The organism is Pseudomonas delhiensis, from assembly GCF_900187975.1.
Taxonomy (GTDB): domain Bacteria; phylum Pseudomonadota; class Gammaproteobacteria; order Pseudomonadales; family Pseudomonadaceae; genus Pseudomonas; species Pseudomonas delhiensis.
The window spans coordinates 36,137-54,416 of the sequence record NZ_FZPC01000038.1 but is presented as its reverse complement, the minus strand read 5'-3'; the positions used below and the strand labels follow the sequence as shown (position 1 = coordinate 54,416).

General features: G+C 68.8%; 19 protein-coding genes and 1 pseudogene. 11 read left to right on the top strand and 9 right to left on the bottom strand.

The features are described 5' to 3' along the window. Positions 1-94: pseudogene (locus CHC02_RS30085) on the top strand (phosphonoacetaldehyde hydrolase); the annotation flags it as partial. 102 nt (positions 95-196) lie between these two features. On the opposite strand, the gene CHC02_RS26440 reads toward CHC02_RS30085, so the two are convergent. Next, positions 197-799 (bottom strand): helix-turn-helix domain-containing protein, encoded by a 603-nt coding sequence (locus CHC02_RS26440; protein ID WP_167364870.1) that lies wholly within the window; start codon positions 797-799, stop codon positions 197-199. A 50-nt stretch (positions 800-849) separates the two neighbouring features. Here CHC02_RS26440 and rhtA point away from each other — a divergent pair, with 50 nt between their 5' ends. Further along, a complete protein-coding gene (rhtA, locus tag CHC02_RS26435) occupies positions 850-1,734 on the top strand; it encodes a threonine/homoserine exporter RhtA (RefSeq protein WP_089394362.1) in 885 nt (294 codons plus the stop codon). Here the strand turns inward: rhtA and CHC02_RS26430 are convergent, their stop codons facing one another. The 4 genes from CHC02_RS26430 to CHC02_RS26415 form a co-directional block, all read right to left on the bottom strand. After that, positions 1,735-2,634 (bottom strand): LysR family transcriptional regulator, encoded by a 900-nt coding sequence (locus CHC02_RS26430; RefSeq protein WP_089394361.1) that lies wholly within the window; start codon positions 2,632-2,634, stop codon positions 1,735-1,737. Positions 2,635-2,960: 326 nt separating this feature from the next. Continuing rightward, complete coding sequence (locus CHC02_RS26425) at positions 2,961-3,725, bottom strand: SDR family oxidoreductase (RefSeq protein ID WP_089394360.1); 765 nt, start codon at positions 3,723-3,725, stop codon at positions 2,961-2,963. A gap of 76 nt (positions 3,726-3,801) precedes the next feature. Further along, on the bottom strand, positions 3,802-4,605 hold the full coding sequence (gene dkgB, locus CHC02_RS26420) for a 2,5-didehydrogluconate reductase DkgB (protein ID WP_089394359.1): 804 nt from the start codon (positions 4,603-4,605) through the stop codon (positions 3,802-3,804). Positions 4,606-4,950: 345 nt separating this feature from the next. After that, positions 4,951-6,408 (bottom strand): high affinity choline transporter 1, encoded by a 1,458-nt coding sequence (locus CHC02_RS26415; protein WP_089394358.1) that lies wholly within the window; start codon positions 6,406-6,408, stop codon positions 4,951-4,953. Positions 6,409-6,837: 429 nt separating this feature from the next. Between CHC02_RS26415 and CHC02_RS26410 the strand changes: the two genes are divergently transcribed. Next, positions 6,838-7,722 carry a Dyp-type peroxidase gene (locus CHC02_RS26410; RefSeq protein ID WP_089394357.1) on the top strand — a complete coding sequence of 295 codons (885 nt, stop codon included), beginning with the start codon at positions 6,838-6,840 and terminating at the stop codon, positions 7,720-7,722. A 36-nt stretch (positions 7,723-7,758) separates the two neighbouring features. Here the strand turns inward: CHC02_RS26410 and CHC02_RS30310 are convergent, their stop codons facing one another. Then, positions 7,759-7,923, bottom strand: a complete 165-nt coding sequence (locus CHC02_RS30310) for a hypothetical protein (RefSeq protein WP_158546406.1) — start codon at positions 7,921-7,923, stop codon at positions 7,759-7,761. A gap of 538 nt (positions 7,924-8,461) precedes the next feature. On the opposite strand from CHC02_RS30310, the gene CHC02_RS26405 reads away from it, so the two are divergent. The 4 genes from CHC02_RS26405 to CHC02_RS26390 all read left to right on the top strand — a co-directional run bounded on the left by CHC02_RS26405 (position 8,462) and on the right by CHC02_RS26390 (position 11,528). Further along, positions 8,462-8,890 (top strand): YybH family protein, encoded by a 429-nt coding sequence (locus CHC02_RS26405; protein ID WP_089394356.1) that lies wholly within the window; start codon positions 8,462-8,464, stop codon positions 8,888-8,890. Between the two features lie 11 nt (positions 8,891-8,901). After that, positions 8,902-10,416: a threonine ammonia-lyase, biosynthetic gene (ilvA, locus tag CHC02_RS26400; RefSeq protein WP_167364871.1), complete on the top strand. Its 1,515-nt coding sequence runs from the start codon at positions 8,902-8,904 to the stop codon at positions 10,414-10,416. Positions 10,417-10,527: 111 nt separating this feature from the next. After that, on the top strand, positions 10,528-10,941 hold the full coding sequence (locus CHC02_RS26395; protein WP_089394354.1) for a cupin domain-containing protein: 414 nt from the start codon (positions 10,528-10,530) through the stop codon (positions 10,939-10,941). A 62-nt stretch (positions 10,942-11,003) separates the two neighbouring features. Continuing rightward, positions 11,004-11,528: a thioredoxin family protein gene (locus CHC02_RS26390; protein WP_089394353.1), complete on the top strand. Its 525-nt coding sequence runs from the start codon at positions 11,004-11,006 to the stop codon at positions 11,526-11,528. A gap of 199 nt (positions 11,529-11,727) precedes the next feature. Here CHC02_RS26390 and CHC02_RS26385 read toward each other — a convergent pair whose 3' ends face one another. Beyond that, positions 11,728-12,162, bottom strand: coding sequence for a GNAT family N-acetyltransferase (locus CHC02_RS26385; protein WP_089394352.1), 435 nt, complete (start codon positions 12,160-12,162; stop codon positions 11,728-11,730). A 155-nt stretch (positions 12,163-12,317) separates the two neighbouring features. On the opposite strand from CHC02_RS26385, the gene CHC02_RS26380 reads away from it, so the two are divergent. From CHC02_RS26380 to CHC02_RS26365, 4 genes are all read left to right on the top strand, one after another. Beyond that, on the top strand, positions 12,318-12,821 hold the full coding sequence (locus tag CHC02_RS26380) for a GNAT family N-acetyltransferase (protein ID WP_089394351.1): 504 nt from the start codon (positions 12,318-12,320) through the stop codon (positions 12,819-12,821). Between the two features lie 136 nt (positions 12,822-12,957). Continuing rightward, positions 12,958-13,386 carry a nuclear transport factor 2 family protein gene (locus tag CHC02_RS26375; protein ID WP_089394350.1) on the top strand — a complete coding sequence of 143 codons (429 nt, stop codon included), beginning with the start codon at positions 12,958-12,960 and terminating at the stop codon, positions 13,384-13,386. A 96-nt stretch (positions 13,387-13,482) separates the two neighbouring features. After that, the gene (locus tag CHC02_RS26370) at positions 13,483-14,679 is read left to right on the top strand and encodes an MFS transporter (protein ID WP_089394349.1); all 1,197 of its coding nucleotides are present in this window, start codon (positions 13,483-13,485) and stop codon (positions 14,677-14,679) included. Between the two features lie 115 nt (positions 14,680-14,794). Continuing rightward, positions 14,795-15,676 (top strand): helix-turn-helix domain-containing protein, encoded by an 882-nt coding sequence (locus tag CHC02_RS26365; protein ID WP_089394348.1) that lies wholly within the window; start codon positions 14,795-14,797, stop codon positions 15,674-15,676. A gap of 168 nt (positions 15,677-15,844) precedes the next feature. Here CHC02_RS26365 and CHC02_RS26360 read toward each other — a convergent pair whose 3' ends face one another. Together CHC02_RS26360 and CHC02_RS26355 are read right to left on the bottom strand one after the other, a co-directional pair. Then, positions 15,845-17,140 carry an NAD(P)/FAD-dependent oxidoreductase gene (locus CHC02_RS26360; protein WP_089394347.1) on the bottom strand — a complete coding sequence of 432 codons (1,296 nt, stop codon included), beginning with the start codon at positions 17,138-17,140 and terminating at the stop codon, positions 15,845-15,847. A 14-nt stretch (positions 17,141-17,154) separates the two neighbouring features. After that, positions 17,155-18,240 carry a polyamine ABC transporter substrate-binding protein gene (locus CHC02_RS26355; RefSeq protein ID WP_089394346.1) on the bottom strand — a complete coding sequence of 362 codons (1,086 nt, stop codon included), beginning with the start codon at positions 18,238-18,240 and terminating at the stop codon, positions 17,155-17,157. Positions 18,241-18,280 lie beyond the last annotated feature (40 nt).

Genomic DNA, 18,280 nt, shown 5'->3' with positions numbered 1-18,280 from the left:
GCACTACCTGATCGACACCATCGCCGAGCTGCCGGCGGTGGTGGCCGACATCAACGCCCGCCTGGCGCGCGGGGAGATGCCGCAGAGCTTCTGAGGTTTTCCGGTGTGAGACAAAGGCCCGCTTCGGCGGGTCTTTTTCGTTGCTGGGTGGGGGCTTTTCGTAGGAGCGAGCTTGCTCGCTCCTACGAAAAGCCCCTCAATTCACCACATTCCGCACAAAACGCAGCAACCCATCCCCCAGGTTCCGGTAGGAGAACCGCTGGTTGCTCTTGAACACGTGGAACCCCCCGCAGGCCACCTCCCAACGCTGGTCGCCGATCTCCAGTGTCAGATGACCCTCGATGACGTAAACCATGTCATACCACCCCTCAGCATCGGGCTCTGCGTCGTAGCTGTCGCCCGGGGCCAGTGCCCAGTGCCACAGCTCGGCCTGGCCCCTGGCCGGGGTGCTGGCCAGCAGGGTGCCGCGGCTGTCGGCCTGGCGGCCGGCCCAGGCCACCACGTCGACGCGGGCGAGGTCGCCGGCCTGGGGGGCGCGCACCAGGTCGGCGAAGGTCACCGCGAGGGCCGCGGCGATGCGGTCGAGGGTGGCCAGGCTGACGTTGGTGTCGCCGCTCTCGATGCCGACCAGCATGCGCCGGCTGACGCCGCTGGCCTTGGCCAGGGCGTCCTGGCTCAGCCCCGCGGCGCGGCGCAGGGTCTTGACGTTGTCGGCGACGTGGACGAGCACGCTGGGGCGTTCATTAGTGTTGGGCAATATATTGCTCATTCGACCGGTTTTGCGCATTATGTTGCACATAAGCATACGCCAGGTCCCTGGCCACATTTCAACCCTTTTGGTCTGCCCCCATGCCGCGTTCCCGTTTCGCCACGCTGTTCTTCCCGGTCGCCCTGCTGCTGGTCGCCATGGCCTCGATCCAGGGCGGCGCGGCCCTGGCCAAGAGCCTGTTCCCGGTGCTCGGCGCCCAGGGCGTGACGGCCATGCGCCTGCTGTTCGCCGCCATCATCCTGCTCGCCGTGCTGCGCCCCTGGCGCAAGCCCGTCGCGCGGGGCTCCTGGGGCCCGCTGCTGGCCTACGGCATCACCCTGGGCTGCATGAACCTGATGTTCTACATGGCCCTGCGCACCATCCCCCTGGGTGTCGGCGTGGCCCTGGAGTTCACCGGGCCGCTGGCGGTGGCGCTGTACTTCTCGCGCAAGCCCATCGACTTCCTGTGGATCGCCATCGCCGTGCTCGGCCTGTGGCTGCTGCTGCCCGTCGGCGACCTCGGCCACGGCGTCGACCCCCTGGGCGCCGCGCTGGCCCTGGGCGCCGGGGCCTGCTGGGCGATGTACATCCTGTTCGGCCAGCGCGCCGGCAACGACCACGGCACCCAGACGGCGGCCATGGGCGTGACCATCGCGGCGCTGTGCATCTTCCCCGTCGGCCTGGCGCATTCGGGCGCCGCGCTGTTCGACCTGCAGCTGATCCCGGCGCTGCTGGGCGTGGCGGTGCTCTCCAGCGCCTTGCCCTACACCCTGGAGATGATCGCCCTGACGCGCCTGCCGGCGCGCACCTTCGGCACCCTGATGAGTATCGAGCCGGCTTTCGCGGCGCTGTCCGGCCTGGTGTTCCTCGGCGAGCAGTTGACCTCGCTGCAATGGCTGGCCATCGCCGCGATCATGGTTGCCTCGGTGGGCACCACCCTGACCAGCCAGCCGAAGCCGGCGGCCGCCAGCGTGGTGGCGGACTGATCAGGCGCCGAGCGTCGCCGCCAGCCGTTCCTGGATGAAGTCCAGGAAGCACTGGATGCGCAGCGCGAGCTGCGAGTTGCGGTAGTACACCGCGTTGATCGGCTGGTGCTGCTCGCGCACCCACTCCGGCAGCACCTTGACCAGGCGCCCGGCGGCGATGTCGTGGCAGGTCATGAAGCCCGCCAGGCAGGCGATGCCCTGGCCAGCCAGGGCCAACTGGCGCAGCGTCTCGCCGCTGGAGGCGGAGAGGTTGGGGGTGATGGCCAGGCTCTCGCCGCCGGCGTGGCGCAGCGGCCAGATGTTCAGGCTCTCCGGCTGGGTGAAGCCGAGCAGGCTGTGCCGCGCCAGGTCCTCCACGCTCTGCGGCGCGCCGTGCCGCGCCAGGTAGGCCGGGCTGGCCAGCAGGTTCAGGCGGCTGCTGCCCAGCGGCCGGGCATGCAGGGTGGAGTCGCTGAGGGTGCCGATGCGGATGGCGATGTCGGTGCTCTGTTCCAGCAGGTCGATGTTCAGGTCGTTGGTGTTCAGCTGCAGCTCGATGTCCGGGTACTGCTCGCGGAAGGCGCCGATGTGCGGCACCACGGCGTGCAGCATGAAGGGCGAGGCGGCGTTGATCCGCAGGCGCCCGGCCGGCCGTTGCCGGCGCAGCGCCAGGCGTTCCTCCAGGTCCTCCATCTGCGCGAGGATGTGCCGCGCGCTGTCGAGGAAGAACTGGCCTTCCTCGGTGAGCTTCATGCGCCGCGTGGTGCGGTTGAGCAGGGTGGTGCCGAGCTTGTCCTCCAGGCGCGCCAGGGTGCGGCTCACCGCCGAGGCGGTGAGGCCGAGATGGTCGGCGGCGGCGGTGATGGAGCCGCTGTCGATGACGGTGGTGAAGGTGCGCAGTTCGTCGGATTGGACTTTCATTGGGGGCCTGTCGGTGGCTGCTTCTAGCTCGCGAATGGTGTTTGCCGGTGGGGGTGGTGCATGGGGTTGACTCCGCTCCCTCTCCCCAGCCCTCGGCTGCGCGCCCCGCCCTGAAGGGAGAGGGGGCTTGTCCGTGCTGAGAGAGGATTTGATGTCAACCGGCAACTCTGGAGCTGCCGGCTGACTCTGGAAAACCCAACCGCTCCGAACGGTCCCCTCTCCCTTCAGGGAGAGGGTTAGGGAGAGGGGGCTCTCAGGCCCAACGACTGAACTCCCCGGTAAGCCCCGTTCGCGAGCAAGCTCGCTCCCACAAGTAAAGCCGCCACTCAGAACGTCCCCGGATAAGCCCCGCCATCCAGCAACAGGTTCTGCCCGGTGAGATACCCCGCATGGGCGCTGCAGATGAAGGCGCAGAAGGCGCCGAACTCCTCCGCGGTGCCAAAGCGCCCGGCGGGGATCGCCTGCAGCCACTGCTCGACCTTGCCCTGGTCGTCGCCCAGGCCCTTGCGCAGGCGGTCGGTGTCGAAGGAGCCGGGCAGCAGCGCGTTGAGCGTGACGTTGCGCGAGGCCAGGCGCGGCTGGCGGGCGAGGCCTGCGACGAAGCCGGTGAGGCCGCTGCGCGCGCCGTTGGACAGGCCGAGGATGTCGATGGGCGCCTTCACCGCCGAGGAGGTGATGTTCACCACCCGGCCGAAGCCGCGCTCGGCCATGCCGTCCACCGTGGCCTTGATCAGCTCGATGGGCGTGAGCATGTTCAGCTCCAGGGCGCCCAGCCATTCCTCGCGGCCCCAGGCGCGGAAATCGCCGGGCGGCGGGCCGCCGGCGTTGTTGACCAGGATGTCCACCTGCGGGCAGGCCGCCAGCAGCGCCGTGCGGACCTCCGTCCGGCCCACGTCGCCGGGCACGCAGCGCACCTCCACGCCCGGCGCGTGCCGGCGCAGTTCCGTGGCGGTGGCCTCCAGGGCCTCGGCGCCGCGGGCGTTGATCACCAGGTTCACGCCTTCGCCGGCCAGCGCCCTGGCGCAGCCCTTGCCCAGGCCCTTGCTGGCGGCGCAGACCAGCGCCCAGCGTCCTGCGATTCCGAGATCCATGGCGTTCTCCTGTTCGAAGCGAAAGTGGCGGCCACGACATTTACCCGTGCCGTGGCCGCGGCGCAAGCCGCCGCTTTCAGTCCCAGGCCGGGGCCAGGCCGGCCGGGCTGGTGATGCGACCGTTGCGCTCCAGGCCGGCGATGGCGGCCATGTCCGCCTCGCCCAGGTGCAGCTCGTGGGCGGCGAGGTTGCTCGCCAGGTTGGCGCGCCTGGTGGAGGAGGGGATCACCGCGTAGCCCAGCTGCATGGCCCAGGCCAGCGCCACCTGCGCCGGGGTGGCGCCATGGCGCTGGGCGATCTCGCCGATCACCGCGTCGCCCAGCACCCTGCCGTAGCCCAGGGTCATGTAGGAGGTGATGCGGATGCCGTGGCGCCTGGCGAAGTCGGCGACCTTGCGGTTCTGCAGGTAGGGGTGCAGCTCCACCTGGTTGGTGGCGATCTCGCCGGCGCCGACCACGTCGATGGCCTGCTGCATCAGCGCCAGGGTGAAGTTGGACACGCCGATCTCGCGGGCCAGGCCGCTCGACTTGGCTTCGGCCAGGGCCTCCATGTACTCGGCGACCGGCACCGCGCCGCCCGGCGAGGGCCAGTGGATCAGGCAGAGGTCGACGTAGTCGGTCTTCAGCTTGCACAGGCTCTCCTCCAGGCTGGGCACCAGCCGGTCGCGGGAGAGGTTCTCGGTCCACACCTTGGTGGTCAGGTACAGCTCGCCGCGGGGCACGCCGCTGGCCGCCACGGCCCGGCCGACCTCGGCCTCGTTGCCGTAGATCTGCGCGGTGTCGATGGCGCGGTAGCCCAGCTCCAGCGCGGTGGATACCGAGTCGATGACCACCTGGTCCTTGAGGCGGAAGGTGCCGAGGCCGAGGTCGGGAATGCTCATGGGAATCTCCAGTGGGGGGATGGGTTGTACTGGAGCTTAGTATCCCGGGAGGCACTGCTGAGAAAAACGCCGGTAGCGGCAAAGGATAGTTGCCGTGGACTCACGAATTGTAGGAGCGGGCCCTGCCAGCGATTTCGCGCGCAGGGCGCGCTCCTACAGGGGAATGGTGCGGGGATCTCATCCGCGAATCGCGCCGGTGGTTCCGGCTATCGCACGGCTTTTCGTAGGAGCGAGCTTGCTCGCGAATCGCATGGCACCGCGTTTGTTCGCGAGCAAGCTCGCTCCTACGAAGAGCGCGCAAAAGAAAAGCCCCGCCAGGCGGGGCTCTTTCGTCGGGCGCGGGGCTCAGTTGCCGGCGGCGGCCTGCTCGGTCAGGGTCTCGGTGTGGTCGCCGTGGTTCTTGCTGAACTGCGGGGCCAGGGAGCCGATGATCATGCCGAAGGCGCTGCAGATCAGGCCCACCAGCTGCGGCGGCCAGAAGTCGCCTTCCTGGTGGCCCATCTCCAGCGAGATCCAGCCGATCAGGCCGCAGGCGATGGCGGTCAGGGCGCCCTGGGTGGTGGCGCGTTTCCAGAACAGGCCGAAGAACAGCGGCACCACGGCGGCGACCAGGGTCACCTTGTAGGCGTTGCCGACCATCTCGTAGATGCTGGCGTTGGAGTACAGGGCGAACACGCAGGTGGCGATGGTCATGGCCAGCACGCTGGCGCGCATCAGCTTCAGCGCCTGGTGGTCGTTCAGGTGCGGCAGCATGGGCTTGAGGATGTTCTCGGTGAGGGTCACCGAGGGGGCCAGCAGGGCGCCGGAGGCCGAGGACATGATCGCCGAGAGCAGGGCGCCGAAGAACATGATCTGGGCGAACATCGGGGTGCGCTCCATGATCAGGTGCGGCAGGATCTGCTGGGCGTCCTCGTTCAGCCAGTGCTGGACCATCTGCGGGTCGATCATCGACGCGGCGTAGGTCAGGAAGATCGGCAGCATGCAGAACACCAGGTAGCAGCAGGCACCGGTCATGGTGGCGCGCGAGGCGATCTTCTCGGTCTTGGCCGACATCACCCGGGCGTACACGTCCTGCTGCGGGATGGAGCCGAACATCATGGTCACCGCCGCGCCGAGGAAGGCGACTATGTCCTTGGCCGAGGTGCCCTGCAGGAAGTGGAACTTGCCTTCGGCCGCGGCGTGGCTGATCACCACCTGCGGGCCGCCGGCCATGTCGCCGATCAGCCAGACCAGGTAGCACAGGCCGCAGACGATGATGATCATCTGCAGGAAGTCGGTCAGGGCCACGGACCACATGCCGCCGAACAGGGTGTGCAGCAGCACGATCACGGTGCCCAGCAGCATGCCCTGGGTGGTGGTGATGGCGCCGTCGGAGAGCACGCTGAAGCACACGCCCAGCGCGGTCAGCTGGGCGGCGACCCAGCCCATGTAGGAAATGATGATCACCAGGCTGGTGAAGATTTCCACGTGCTGGCCGAAGCGCTTGCGGAAGAAGTCACCGATGGTCATCAGGTTCAGGCGGTACAGCGGGCGGGCGAACACCAGGCCCACCAGCATCAGGCAGCCGAAGGAGCCGAAGGGGTCTTCGATGATCCCGGCGAAGCCTTCCTGGAGGAAGGTGGCGGGAATGCCCAGGACGGCTTCGGAGCCGAACCAGGTGGCGAACACCATGGTCACGACCAGGGGGAAGGACATGCTGCGGCCGGCCGCTGCGTAGTCCGAGGAGTTGTGCACGCGGGTCGCGGCGTAGAAGCCGACGATGACCGTAATCAGCAGGTAGATCCCGACAAACCAGATCAGCATTTGTTCGTTCTTTCCATTGGCTGGCCAGGTGCGCGCGGCGGGGTAGGGAGGCGCAGACTGGCAGGTTTTTGTTTTTGGACTTGGCGGCCCGGCTCGCGCCAGGCCCGGTCGGCAGGAGGGGCTGCCGGCCGGGACGCAACGGGCGAGCAGTCTGCCAAAGACGTAAAATATGTCAAACAATTACAGAGCGATTGAATGAAAAAAATGACAGGCGTGCTGTCTTGATTCGTCCAACTGTTTGATTTAGTGCGGCTGATCTGTGCCGGTAGTCAGAAATATTTGACGGCTGGTGTTCGATAAGAACAACGCCTGCGCCCGGGGCCACCCGCTTTCGTCCAGGAGGGCTGGCCGCGCCGCGCATTGACCCGGCGGGTATGGAAAACTGCCGCCAGCCAGTAGAATCGCGGCTTTTTCGCACAAGGACGCCCCATGAGCCTCTACCAGCCCGGCATTCTCGCCACCCCGGTGCCCGCCCACGCCCGCCACCTGTTCTTCGACCTGCAGGCCGCCGAGCACCTGCCGGCCGCCCTCGACCGCCTGCTGCGCCTGGCCGACGGCGAGGCCGTGGTGGTCGGCTTCGGCGAATCGCTGGTGCGCGCGCTGGGCCGCCAGGTCGCGGGGCTGCGCGAGTTTCCGGCGCTGTCCGGCGCCGGCGTCGACAACCCTTCCACCCAGCACGCCCTGTGGCTGTGGCTGCGCGGCGAGGAACGCGGCGAGCTGCTGCTGCGCACCCATGAGCTGGAGCGCGAGCTGGCGCCGGCATTGCAGCTGGTGGATTGCGTCGAGGCCTTCCGCCACGGCGCCGGCCTGGACCTGACCGGCTACGAGGACGGCACCGAGAACCCCCGGGACGACGACGCAGTGGCCGCGGCGGTGGTCGCCGGCGCCGGTGCCGGCCTGGACGGCGGCAGCTTCGCCGCTCTCCAGCAGTGGCGCCACCAGCTGCAGGCTTTCGCCGCGCTGCCCCAGGCCGAGCAGGACGACATCATCGGCCGGCGCAAGCGCGACAACGAGGAACTGGACGAGGCGCCCGAGTCCGCCCACGTCAAGCGCACCGCCCAGGAGAGCTTCGAGCCCGAGGCCTTCGTGGTGCGCCGCTCCATGCCCTGGACCGCGGGCAGCGACGCCGGCCTGATGTTCCTGGCCTTCGGTCGTACCCTGGATGCCTTCGAGGTGCAACTGCGGCGCATGAGCGGCCTGGAGGACGGCATCGTCGATGCCCTGTACCGCTTCAGCCGCCCGCTCAGCGGCGGCTACTACTGGTGCCCGCCGCGCGGCGCGGCCGGCCTGGACCTGAGCGCGCTGCTGGGTTGAGGCGCCCGGGCACCCGCCGGGCGGGTGCCCGCCTGCTCAGCGGCTGAGGTGGATGCGCATCTGCGTGTAGCCGTTGACGAAGCGCCCGGTGCTGCCGAAGGCCGCGTAGCGGAAGGCCCGGTGCATGGCGGTGAGGCCGTTGCAATGCAGGTTGCGCAGCTTGCGGTAGGCGTTTCGGTAGTGATGAAGGAAGTTCTGCACGAAGGACTTCTCCCTGTTCGTGTCTGGGCGATCCCTGCGTTTAGCGGTATCGACAGTATGGTTGGGCCTGGAGAGCCTGCCAGTCGCCGGTTCGTCAAACTTATGGCGATATCCGGCGAGCGATGCATTTCGCTCCAATTCAGCGTCGTAAATCTGACTATGGCGCAGCGACGCTGGCAATCTGATTTCGTCCAGGCCGTTTTCCGGTACTATCCCCGAAAGACCGCAGAAGATCGCGACCGTTCCCGACACGGTTGAAATTGACGCAGCCCTGTCTGTCAGACGTCTGATCGCCCACCCGGCCGCGCTAGCCCCGGCGACGCCGCTGGCCCGTCGCTGCGACCGGCGCTTGACGGCCGCCCCCGGCTTCGCCTAAGTTGGCCGCAATGACCCGCACATCCCTGAACCTCGGCCGAATCATTATTACCGCCATTACGCAATTGGCGGGTTAGCCGACGTCCACCGAACCCGCCCTAGAGGCGGGTTTTTCATGACTGTCTCCAGGGCGCTGAAAAAAGAGCCCAGCAGGAGACAGGCAATGAGCCCCCACCGTGTGACCCAGGCCATCGAACAGGCGGATCGACTGATCAACGCCCGGCAGTTCGAGCCCCTCATGGACTTCTACACCGACGACGCCACCCTGGTGCTGCGTCCGGGCCTGAGCGTCTGCGGCAAGGCGCAGATCCGCCGCGCCTTCGAGACCATCGACCAGTACTTCCACGGCAGCCTGCAGGTACGCCAGGCCGCCATGGAGGTGCTGGAGGCGGGCGACACCGCGCTGGTGCTGGCGCGCACCCTGGTGGCCGGCGAGACCGACGAGGGCCCGCAGGTGCAGGCGCGCAAGGCCACCTACGTGTTCCGCCGCGAGGCCGACGGCCAGTGGCGCTGCGCGGTCGACAATTCCTACGGCGCCGACCTGCTCGACGGCCTGCCGGCCGGCGGCCGAACCCGGGAGGCGCGGGCATGAGCCAGGACGCGCTGCTCAAGGAATACGTGCGCAGGATCCTCGCTGCGCCGGTCTACGACGTGGCCATCGAAACCCCGCTGCAGGGCGCGCGGCAGCTCTCCGAGCGCCTGGGCTGCCAGGTGCTGCTCAAGCGCGAGGACCTGCAGCCGGTGTTCTCCTTCAAGCTGCGCGGCGCCTACAACAAGCTGGCGCAGCTGAGCGCGGCGGAGCGGGCGCGCGGGGTGATCGCCGCCTCGGCCGGCAACCACGCCCAGGGCCTGGCGCTGGCGGCGAAGGAACTGGGCGTGAGCGCGACCATCGTCATGCCGCGCACCACCCCCGAACTGAAGGTCCAGGGCGTGCTGTCCCGCGGCGGCGAGGTGGTATTGCACGGCGACGCCTTCCCCGAGGCCCTGGCCCACGCCCTGCAACTGGCCGAGGCCCACGGCTATACCTTCGTGCCGCCCTACGACGACCCGGACGTGATCGCCGGCCAGGGCACCGTGGCCATGGAAATCCTCCGCCAGCACCCGGGGCGCCTGGACGCCATCTTCGTGCCGGTGGGCGGCGGCAGCCTGATCGCCGGCATCGCCGCCTACGTGAAGTACCTGCGCCCGGAGGTGAAGGTCATCGGCGTCGAGCCGGACGACTCCAACTGCCTGCAGGCCGCCCTGGTGGCCGGCGAGCGCGTGGTGCTGCCGCAGGTGGGCATCTTCGCCGACGGCGTGGCGGTGGCGCAGATAGGCGCGCACAACTTCGAGGTGTGCCGCCATTACGTGGACGAGGTGATCACCGTCAGCAGCGACGAAATCTGCGCGGCGATCAAGGACATCTACGACGACACCCGTTCCATCACCGAACCCGCCGGCGCCCTGGCGGTGGCCGGGATCAAGCGCTACGTCGAGCGCGACGACGCGGCGGGGCAGACCCTGGTGGCCATCGATTCCGGCGCCAACATCAACTTCGACCGCCTGCGCCACGTGGCCGAGCGCGCCGAGTTGGGCGAGCGCCGCGAGGCCATCCTGGCGGTGACCATCCCCGAGCGCCCGGGCAGCTTCAAGGCCTTCTGCGAGGCGGTGGGCAAGCGCCAGATCACCGAGTTCAACTACCGCTACGACCGCAGCGAGGAAGCGCAGATCTTCGTCGGCATCCAGACCCACCCGCAGAACGACCCGCGCCCGGCCCTGGTGGAGCGCCTGCGCGAGCAGGGCTTCCCGGTGCTGGACCTGACCGACAACGAGGCCGCCAAGCTGCACATCCGCCACATGGTCGGTGGCCGCGCGCCGCAGGTGGAGCAGGAGCGGCTGTTCCGCTTCGAGTTCCCCGAGCGGCCGGGGGCGCTGTTCAACTTCCTCAGCAAGCTCGGCGGGCGCTGGAACATCAGCCTGTTCCACTACCGCAACCACGGCGCCGCCGACGGCCGCGTGCTGGCCGGCCTGCAGGTGCCCGAGCACGAGCGTGGCGAGCTGGGCGCGGTGCTGGACGCCATCGGCTACCGCTACTGGGACGAGAGCGAGAACCCGGCGTACCGGCTGTTCATCGGCTAGGGCAGGGCAGTGGACTGGCGAACTTCGCCGCGATTGGCCCTTGGGCCGGCCCCGGGGCCGGGGTAGCTTGGGGGCACAACCCAAGGGGCCCGTGGCCCGAGGAGCCGTCCCATGTCCATCCGCAACCCCCGCCACCTGCCGCTCGCCTGCCTGGCCCTGGTGCTGGCGCTGCCCGCGCTGGCCCTTGCCGGCGGCCACGAGAAGATCGCCACCCTGCAGGAACACGCGCTGCCCGACGCCCCCGGCAAGAAGGGCCTGCTGATCGAGGTCGGCTACAAGCCCGGCGAGGCGTCGGGGCCCCACGTGCATGCCGGCGCGGTGTTCGCCTACGTGCTGGAGGGCGCGGTGGTGTCGCAGCTGCAGGGCCAGGCGCCGGTGACCTACAAGGCCGGCCAGTCCTGGTACGAGGCGGCCAACACGCCGCACCTGGTCTCGCGCAACGCCAGCGCCACGCAGCCGGCCAGGCTGCTGGTGTGGATGCTGCTGGACGAGCAGGCCCCGGTGCTGACCCCGCTGAAACAGTGAGATTGCCGCCGCCGGCCATTTCTGCTGGGATGCCCCGGTCGACCATCAACGAGGGGCCCGCCATGGCCAGCTACCAGGAACTCTTCGCCATCGGCGAAAACTTCGACGCCTTCGTCGCCCACGGCCTGCCGGCGGAGATCGCCGCGGTGCGGGTGGTGCAGCGCAGGCTCGACGAACCGGGCCTGATCGGCGCGGCCACCGGCGAACGCCTGGCCGCGGTGCAGGGCCGCTACCACCTGCTGGTGGCCGGCGAGGTGTGGTGCCCGGACTGCCAGCTCAACGTCACCGCGCTGGACTGGCTGTGCCGCCGGCAGCCGCGCATCGACCTGGCGGTGATCTCCAAGGGCCGCGCCGAGGACGACCTGCGGCAGCGCCTGGGCCTGGAGCGCATCGCCATCCCGGTGGTGGCGGTGCTGGACGCCGGGTTCGAGCTGGTAGGGCGCTTCGTCGAACGGCCGCAGGCGGTGGTCGCGGGGTGGGACGGGGTGAAGCCTGCGTACCGGGCGGGGGATTACCTGGAGAGCACGGTGCTGGATTTGCTGGGGGTGTTCGAGGGGGTGGAGGGGCGGGAGTTTGTCGGTGGTTGAGGGGTTCGGCGCATTTGTAGGAGCGAGCTTGCTCGCGAATGGAGTTTCCGGAACTGGCATGGTGTTTTGCCCCGAAGAGCGCCCTCTCCCCAGCCCTCTCCCTGAAGGGAGAGGGCTGGGGAGAGGGGCGGCCTCGAACCAACACACCAGAACTCCGGACGAGCACCACCCCGGAGATGGTTATCGCTCCGCCCCCGTTCTACGTCTCTGCCAACCGCTTCTTCAAATAAAACCGCTGATGCCCCGGCGGGCAATCCTCCAGCACCCCCATCGGCTCGAACCCCTGCTTCCGATAGAACTCCGGCGCCTGGAAGCTGTAGGTATAGAGGAACACCCCCACGCAGCCGCGACGCCGCGCTTGCTCCTCGGCCAGCGCCAGCAACTGCGCACCCAGCCCGGCACCGCGCTGCCTCGCATCCAGCCACAGGTAGTCCACGTACAACCACCCCATCCCCGAATGCCCGAACATCCCGCCCACCACCCGGCCCCCGGCGTCGCGGGCGTACAGCTCGAAGCCCTCGTAGCCGTAGGCCTCGCCCATCTGCTCGACGTTGTAGGCGCGCAGGCCTTCCTCCACGACGGCCCGGGCCTGGGGATCGGCGCCCGGGGTGAACTGGTAGCTGGCTTGCGACATGGCGCCTCCTGGCGGATGGAAAACGCCTAGTCTAGAGGGGAAGCGGGGCCCGTGTCCGGTGCCTTGCGCTGGCACCGGCGCGCGCTTTGGGGAAGAATGCGCGCCCGCCGCCCCATACCGAGCTTTCCCATGACCGCCATCCGCGAGCACCGCCCATGAGCACCGCCACCGTCGAGCTGGTGCGTACCGGCCCCGAACACAGCGAGCTGGTCCGCAACCTCTACCAGTTCTATGCCTACGAGTCCTCGGACTGGGAGCAGGAGGACGTCGAGGCCGACGGCCGCTTCTACATCCACGAGGAACACCTGGCGCGCTACTGGCAGGCGCCGCAGTGGAGCGCCGAGCTGGTGCTGGTCGACGGCTTCATCGCCGGCTTCGTGCTCATCGAGCGCAGCGAACTGCCGGGCATCGACGCCCTGGAGCTGGCCGACCTGTTCATCCTGAAGAAGTACCGCCACCAGGGCATCGGCCGCGCCGTGGCGACCCAGGTGCTGACCCGCGGGGAGGGCGCCTGGCTGGTGCACTTCTACCGCCAGGACGAAACGGCCCGGGCCTTCTGGCAGGCGGTGCTGGCCGAACTGCCACGGCCGGCGCGGCCCATCGAACCGGTCGACGACGAGCAGCTGCTGAGCTACCTGGTGACGCCGGTCACCCACTGAGGCGCTGTGCGCCCGGGTCATAGGTCTGTCATTTCCGATCATTGAGCCGCGCCGGGGCCGGTCTTATGGTTCCTCTGACCACGGCGTCCGGCGCTGCCGGATGGTTCTCCACTACAAGAAGACAGAGGAACCGATGATGAGCGAATTGCAACTGCACCCCCAGGCTGCCGCTTCCCTCCAGCACTGGCACCGCATGATCGAGCGGCGCGACCTCGGCGCGCTGCCCGAGCTACTGGCCGAGGACGTGGTGTTCCGCTCGCCCATGGCCCACACGCCCTACCCGGGGGCGAAGGTGGCGGCGACCATCCTCAACACCGTGCTGCAGGTCTTCGCCGACTTCACCTACCACCGCGAGCTGGCCACCGCCGACGGCCTGAGCGTGGTGCTGGAGTTCAGCGCCAAGGTCAACGGCCGCGAACTCAAGGGCATCGACATGATCCGCTTCGACGAGCAGGGCCGCATCGTCGAGTTCGAAGTCATGGTCCGCCCCATGAGCGGCCTGCAGGCCCTCGGCGAGGAAATGGGCCGGCGCCTGGGCGCCTACCTGGCGGCAACCAAGGCCTGAGCCACACGGCCCGGCGCCGAGCCGGGCCGAACGCACGGGGCGCCGGCGCCCTGTGCTAGGCTGAGGCGGTTGTCCTCCCCAGCCGAGTGAACAGGGATGCTCGCTGCACTCAAGCGTTACCCGCGGTCGGTGAACCTGCTGTTCTGCGCCACCTTCGTCCTGACCCTGGGGCGGGCCATCAGCCTGCCGTTCCTGGTGGTCTACCTGTCCTCGACCTTCGGCCTGCCGATCGCCCGCATCGGCGTCATCGTCGGCGGCGCGCTGATCGCCGGCTCCGTGCTGAGCCTGTACGGCGGCTACCTGACCGACCGCCTCTCCAGCCGCGGGCTCATCCTGGGCTATACCGCGTGTTTCATCGCCGGCTTCGTCGGCATGTGCCTGGCCGCCGACCTCTGGCTGTTCTTCGGCTTCCTGGTGGCCTTCAACTTCGCCTACTCGGCGGTGGACGTGGTGGTGAAGGCGAGCTTCGGCCGCCTGCTGCCGGCGCAGGAACAGGGCCGCGCCTTTTCCATCCGCTACACCTTCATCAACATCGGCTATGCCGTCGGCCCCTTCCTCGGCGCCGGGCTGGCCCACTGGGCGCCGAAGCTGCCGTTCGTGGTCTCCGCGCTGCTCGGCGGCGGCTTCCTGCTGCTCTACCTGGTCCATGGCGAGCGCAGCCAGCGCCCGGCCCCGACCGGGCAGGCGCCGGTGGCCTTCCTCGCCCTGGGCCGCGTGCTGCTGGATGACCGGCGCCTGGTCTGCTTCACCCTCGGCGGCGTGCTCAGCGCGGTGGTGTTCGGCCAGTTCACCGCCTACCTCTCGCAGTACCTGGTCACCACCCGCAGCGCCGAGGCGGCCTACGAGGTCATCAGCAGCGTGGTGGCGGTCAACGCCCTGGTGGTGATCGCCCTGCAATATCCGCTGGGCCGGCGCATCGACGAGCGCCGCCTGGAGACCTGGCTGCTGGCCGGGCTGGCGCTGTTCCTGGCCGGGGTGATCGGCTTCGCGCTGTCCACCAGCGTGCTGCACTGGGTGCTGGCGATGGCTGTGTTCACCCTGGGCGAGATCATCGTGTTCCCCGCCGAATACATGTTCATCGACCGCATCGCCCCGCTGCGGCTGCGCGGCATGTACTACGGCGCGCAGAACCTCTCCAACCTCGGCGGCGCCCTGGGGCCGGTGCTCTGCGGCTGGGTGCTGGCGAGCCTGCCGGCGCACTGGATGTTCGTGATGCTGGGCGCCTTCGTCGTCGCCGGCGGGGTGTTCTACCGCCTGGGCGCGGCGCTGCCGGCGGCGCCCCGGCAACCCTGAGGCGTCGGCGGACCCGCAGGGAAGCCATCCCGGGCCGCCGGCCGGGGTTGCCGCTTGCGTCGCGTTCGCGGCCATTGGTAGCCTTCGCGGCCTAAGAAGAACACAGGCTCCGGGTATGGTGATCAGGGTTGTCGAAGCGCAGGAAGTCGATCAGCAGCGGATAGCCATTCCGGGTTGGGAGCAGCAGTACACGCAGATGTCCGCCGGGCGGTTCGCCGGGCGCATCCTGCATGCCGAGGTCGAGGGCATCGAGCTCTACGAGGAGCAGATGAACCTGCGCGTGGAGCAGGAGTTCCATGCGCCGCCCGGCGCGCTGGTGTTCAGCTTCGACATGTCGGAGAACAGCCTCTACCTGCTCGATGGCGAGACGCGCAACGCCTGGGTCACGCCGGAGAACTACCGCGAGGTGGCGGTGGTGATCAAGCAGGCGGGGCAGTGGGACCAGGCGCTTGACGACTTCGCCGACCTGGTGCTGACGCCCCTGCGCTCCGACGGCTGCCGCGCGCTGGCGGCTTCGCTGAGCAGCATGCTCACCGGCGCGGGCGCCGGGGCGCAGCCGGTGGACGCCCCCGGCGTGGCGCAGTCCATAGTCGCCAACTGCTTCTCCCTGCTCTGCGAGGCGCCGGCCGGCGACGAGCACCGCGCGCGCTCCATCGTCCAGGCCAAGCGCGTGGTGCAGCGCGTCCGGGACCTGGTGAACGACTGCCCCGAGGAGAACTTCGCGATGGCCGAGCTGGCCGCGAAGGCGGGCGTCTCGCCGCGCACCCTGCAGCAATCCTTCCTGCGCTACGCCGGCATGCCGCCCATCGTCTGGCTGCGCAACCGCCGCCTGAACGCCGCCCGCCGCGACCTGCTGGGCGCCGCCGAGTCGGGCGTGAGCGTCGCCGAGGTGGCCATGAAGTGGTCGTTCTGGCACCTGGGGCGCTTCTCCCAGTCCTACCACGCGCTGTTCGGCGAGTACCCCAGGGCCACTGTCCGGCAGGGGGCACGGCCTTAGTACCGTTAACCCTGGGTATCGGCGTTTCGGCCTGCGGCGGATAACCGCGAACGGTTATGCGCCCTACGGAGCATGGAGCAGCTGTCTTGCCCACCGCGCCGGGGCGCTTTTCGTAGGATGGGTATCGCTTCGCTCAACCCATCCTACGAAGAGCATTTCGGCGCGTCCTCAGCCCAGCATCTCGCGCAGCCGGTACCAGGCCATGCCCAGGGCCAGCAGCGGCGAGCGCAGCAGCTGGCCGCCGGGGAAGGTCAGGTGCGGCACCGCGCTGAACAGGTCCAGGCCCTGGCTGTGGCCGGTGTGGATGGCTTCCGCCAGCAGCTTCGCCGACCAGTGCGTGACGTTCAGCCCGTGGCCGGAGTAGCCCTGGGCGAAGAACACGTTCGGCTGTGCCTTGAGCCGCCCGACCTGGGGGAAGCGGTTGGCGGTGATGCCGATCATGCCGCCCCACTGGTAGTCGAGCCTCACGTCCGCCAGCTGCGGGAACACCTTGAGCACCTTCGGCCGCATGTAGGCGCCGATGTCCTTCGGGTCGCGCCCGGAATAGTGGCAGGCGCCGCCGAACAGCAGGCGGCGGTCGGCCGTCAGGCGGTAGTAGTCCAGCCCCACCTTCTGGTCGCACAGCGCCATGTTCTGCGGGATCAGCTGCGCCGCCAGCGCCTCGGGCAGCGGCTCGCTGGCCACCACGTAGCTGCCGGCGGGCAGCACCTTGCCGGTCAGACGCGGTTCCAGGTCGTCGAGGTGCGCATTGCAGCCGAGCACCAGGTTGTCGGCCAGCACCCGGCCTTGTGCGCAGTGCACCACCACCTGCCTGCCATGCTCGATGCGCAGGGCGGGGCTGCGCTCGAAGACCCTGGCGCCGAGGGCGGCTGCCGCGCGGGCCTCGGCGCGCACCAGGTCCAGCGGGTGCAGGTGCCCCGAGCCCATGTCCACCAGGCCGCCGGCGTACTGGTCGCTGGCCACCACCTCGTGGATGCGGCTCGCCTCGACGAGGCGGGTCTGGTGCGGGTAGCCGGACGCGTTCAGGGCTTGCTGCTCCTCGGCCATGGCGGCGAACTGGGCCGGGGTGTTGGCCAGCTCGCAGAAGCCCCAGCGCAGGTCGCATTCGATGTTCAGGTCGCGGATGCGCTCGGCGACCAGGGCCACCGAGTCGATCCCGGCCCGCTCCAGGTAGCGCACCCCTTCATCACCGACGTACCTGGCGAAGCCGCTGACGTCGTGGCCGATGCCGCGGATCAGCTGGCCGCCGTTGCGCCCGCTGGCGCCCCAGCCGATGCGCCGGGCCTCCAGCAGCACCACGGAGTGGCCGCGCTGGGCCAGCTCCAGGGCGGTGTTGACGCCGGTGAGCCCGCCGCCGACGACGCAGACGTCCGCGCGGACGTCCCCTTCCAGCGAGGGGTACGGCTGTTTGTCCCGGGCGGTCGCGGCATAGTAGGACGCGACCTGCTCGTCGGTGTGGCGCATGGCTCGCTCTCGCTTCATTGGTTGAACTTGATCTTGCTCCAGCTGCGGGTCATCAGGCGCATGATCCTGGGCGGCGGCGCCTTGGCGATGTACAGCTTGTCGAGCACTTCCTGGCTCGGGTAGACCTCGGGGTCGTTCTGCATCCGGGCAGGCAGCAGCGCCTTGGCGTCGCCGTTGGCGCTCGGGTAGCCGACGTACTCGCTGATGCCGGCGATCACCTTCGGGTCGAGGATGTAGTTGATGAACGCCAGGGCCTGTTCGGGGTGGGTCGCGTCCGAGGGAATGGCCATCAGGTCGAACCACAGGTTGGCGCCTTCCTTGGGAATGGCGTAGGCGATCTCGATGCCGTTCCCGGCTTCCTTGGCCCGCGCCGCGGCCTGGAATACGTCGCCGGAGTAGCCGAAGGCCACGCAGATGTTGCCGTTGGCCAGGTCCGAGATGTACTTCGAGGAATGGAAGTAGGTGACGTAGGGGCGCACCGCCACCAGCTTGGCCTCGGCCTTGGGATAGTCCGCCGGGTTGGTGCTGTTGGGGTCCAGGCCCAGGTAGTTGAGCACCGAGGGGATCATCTCGTCGGGCGAGTCCATGAAGGCGACGCCGCACGTGCTGAGCTTCCTGATGTTCTCCGGCTCGAACAGCGCCGACCAGGAGTCGATGCGGTCGACGCCCAGCACCTGCTTGACCTTGGCGACGTTGTAGCCGATGCCGTTGGTGCCCCACAGGTAGGGCACCGAGTGCTTGTTGCCCGGGTCGTTCTGCTCCAGCAGCTTGAGCAGTTTCGGGTCCAGGTGCTGCCAGTTCGGCAGCTTGCTGCGGTCCAGCTCCAGGAACACCCCGGCCTGCACCTGGCGGGTGAGGAAGTGGTTGGAGGGCACCACCACGTCGTAGCCGGAACGGCCGGCCAGCAGCTTGCCTTCCAGGGTCTCGTTGGAGTCGAAGACGTCGTAGACCGGCTTGATGCCGGTGGCCTTCTGGAAGCCGCCGAGGGTGTCGGGGGCGATGTAGTCGGTCCAGTTGTAGACGCTGACGGTCGGTTCGGCGTGGGCGCCCGCGGCCAGCGTGGCCAGGGCGAAGGGCGCAAGGTAGCGCAGCAGTCTCATGACGGCTCCTGAATTGTTGTTGTGATCGACGTGAAGGGCG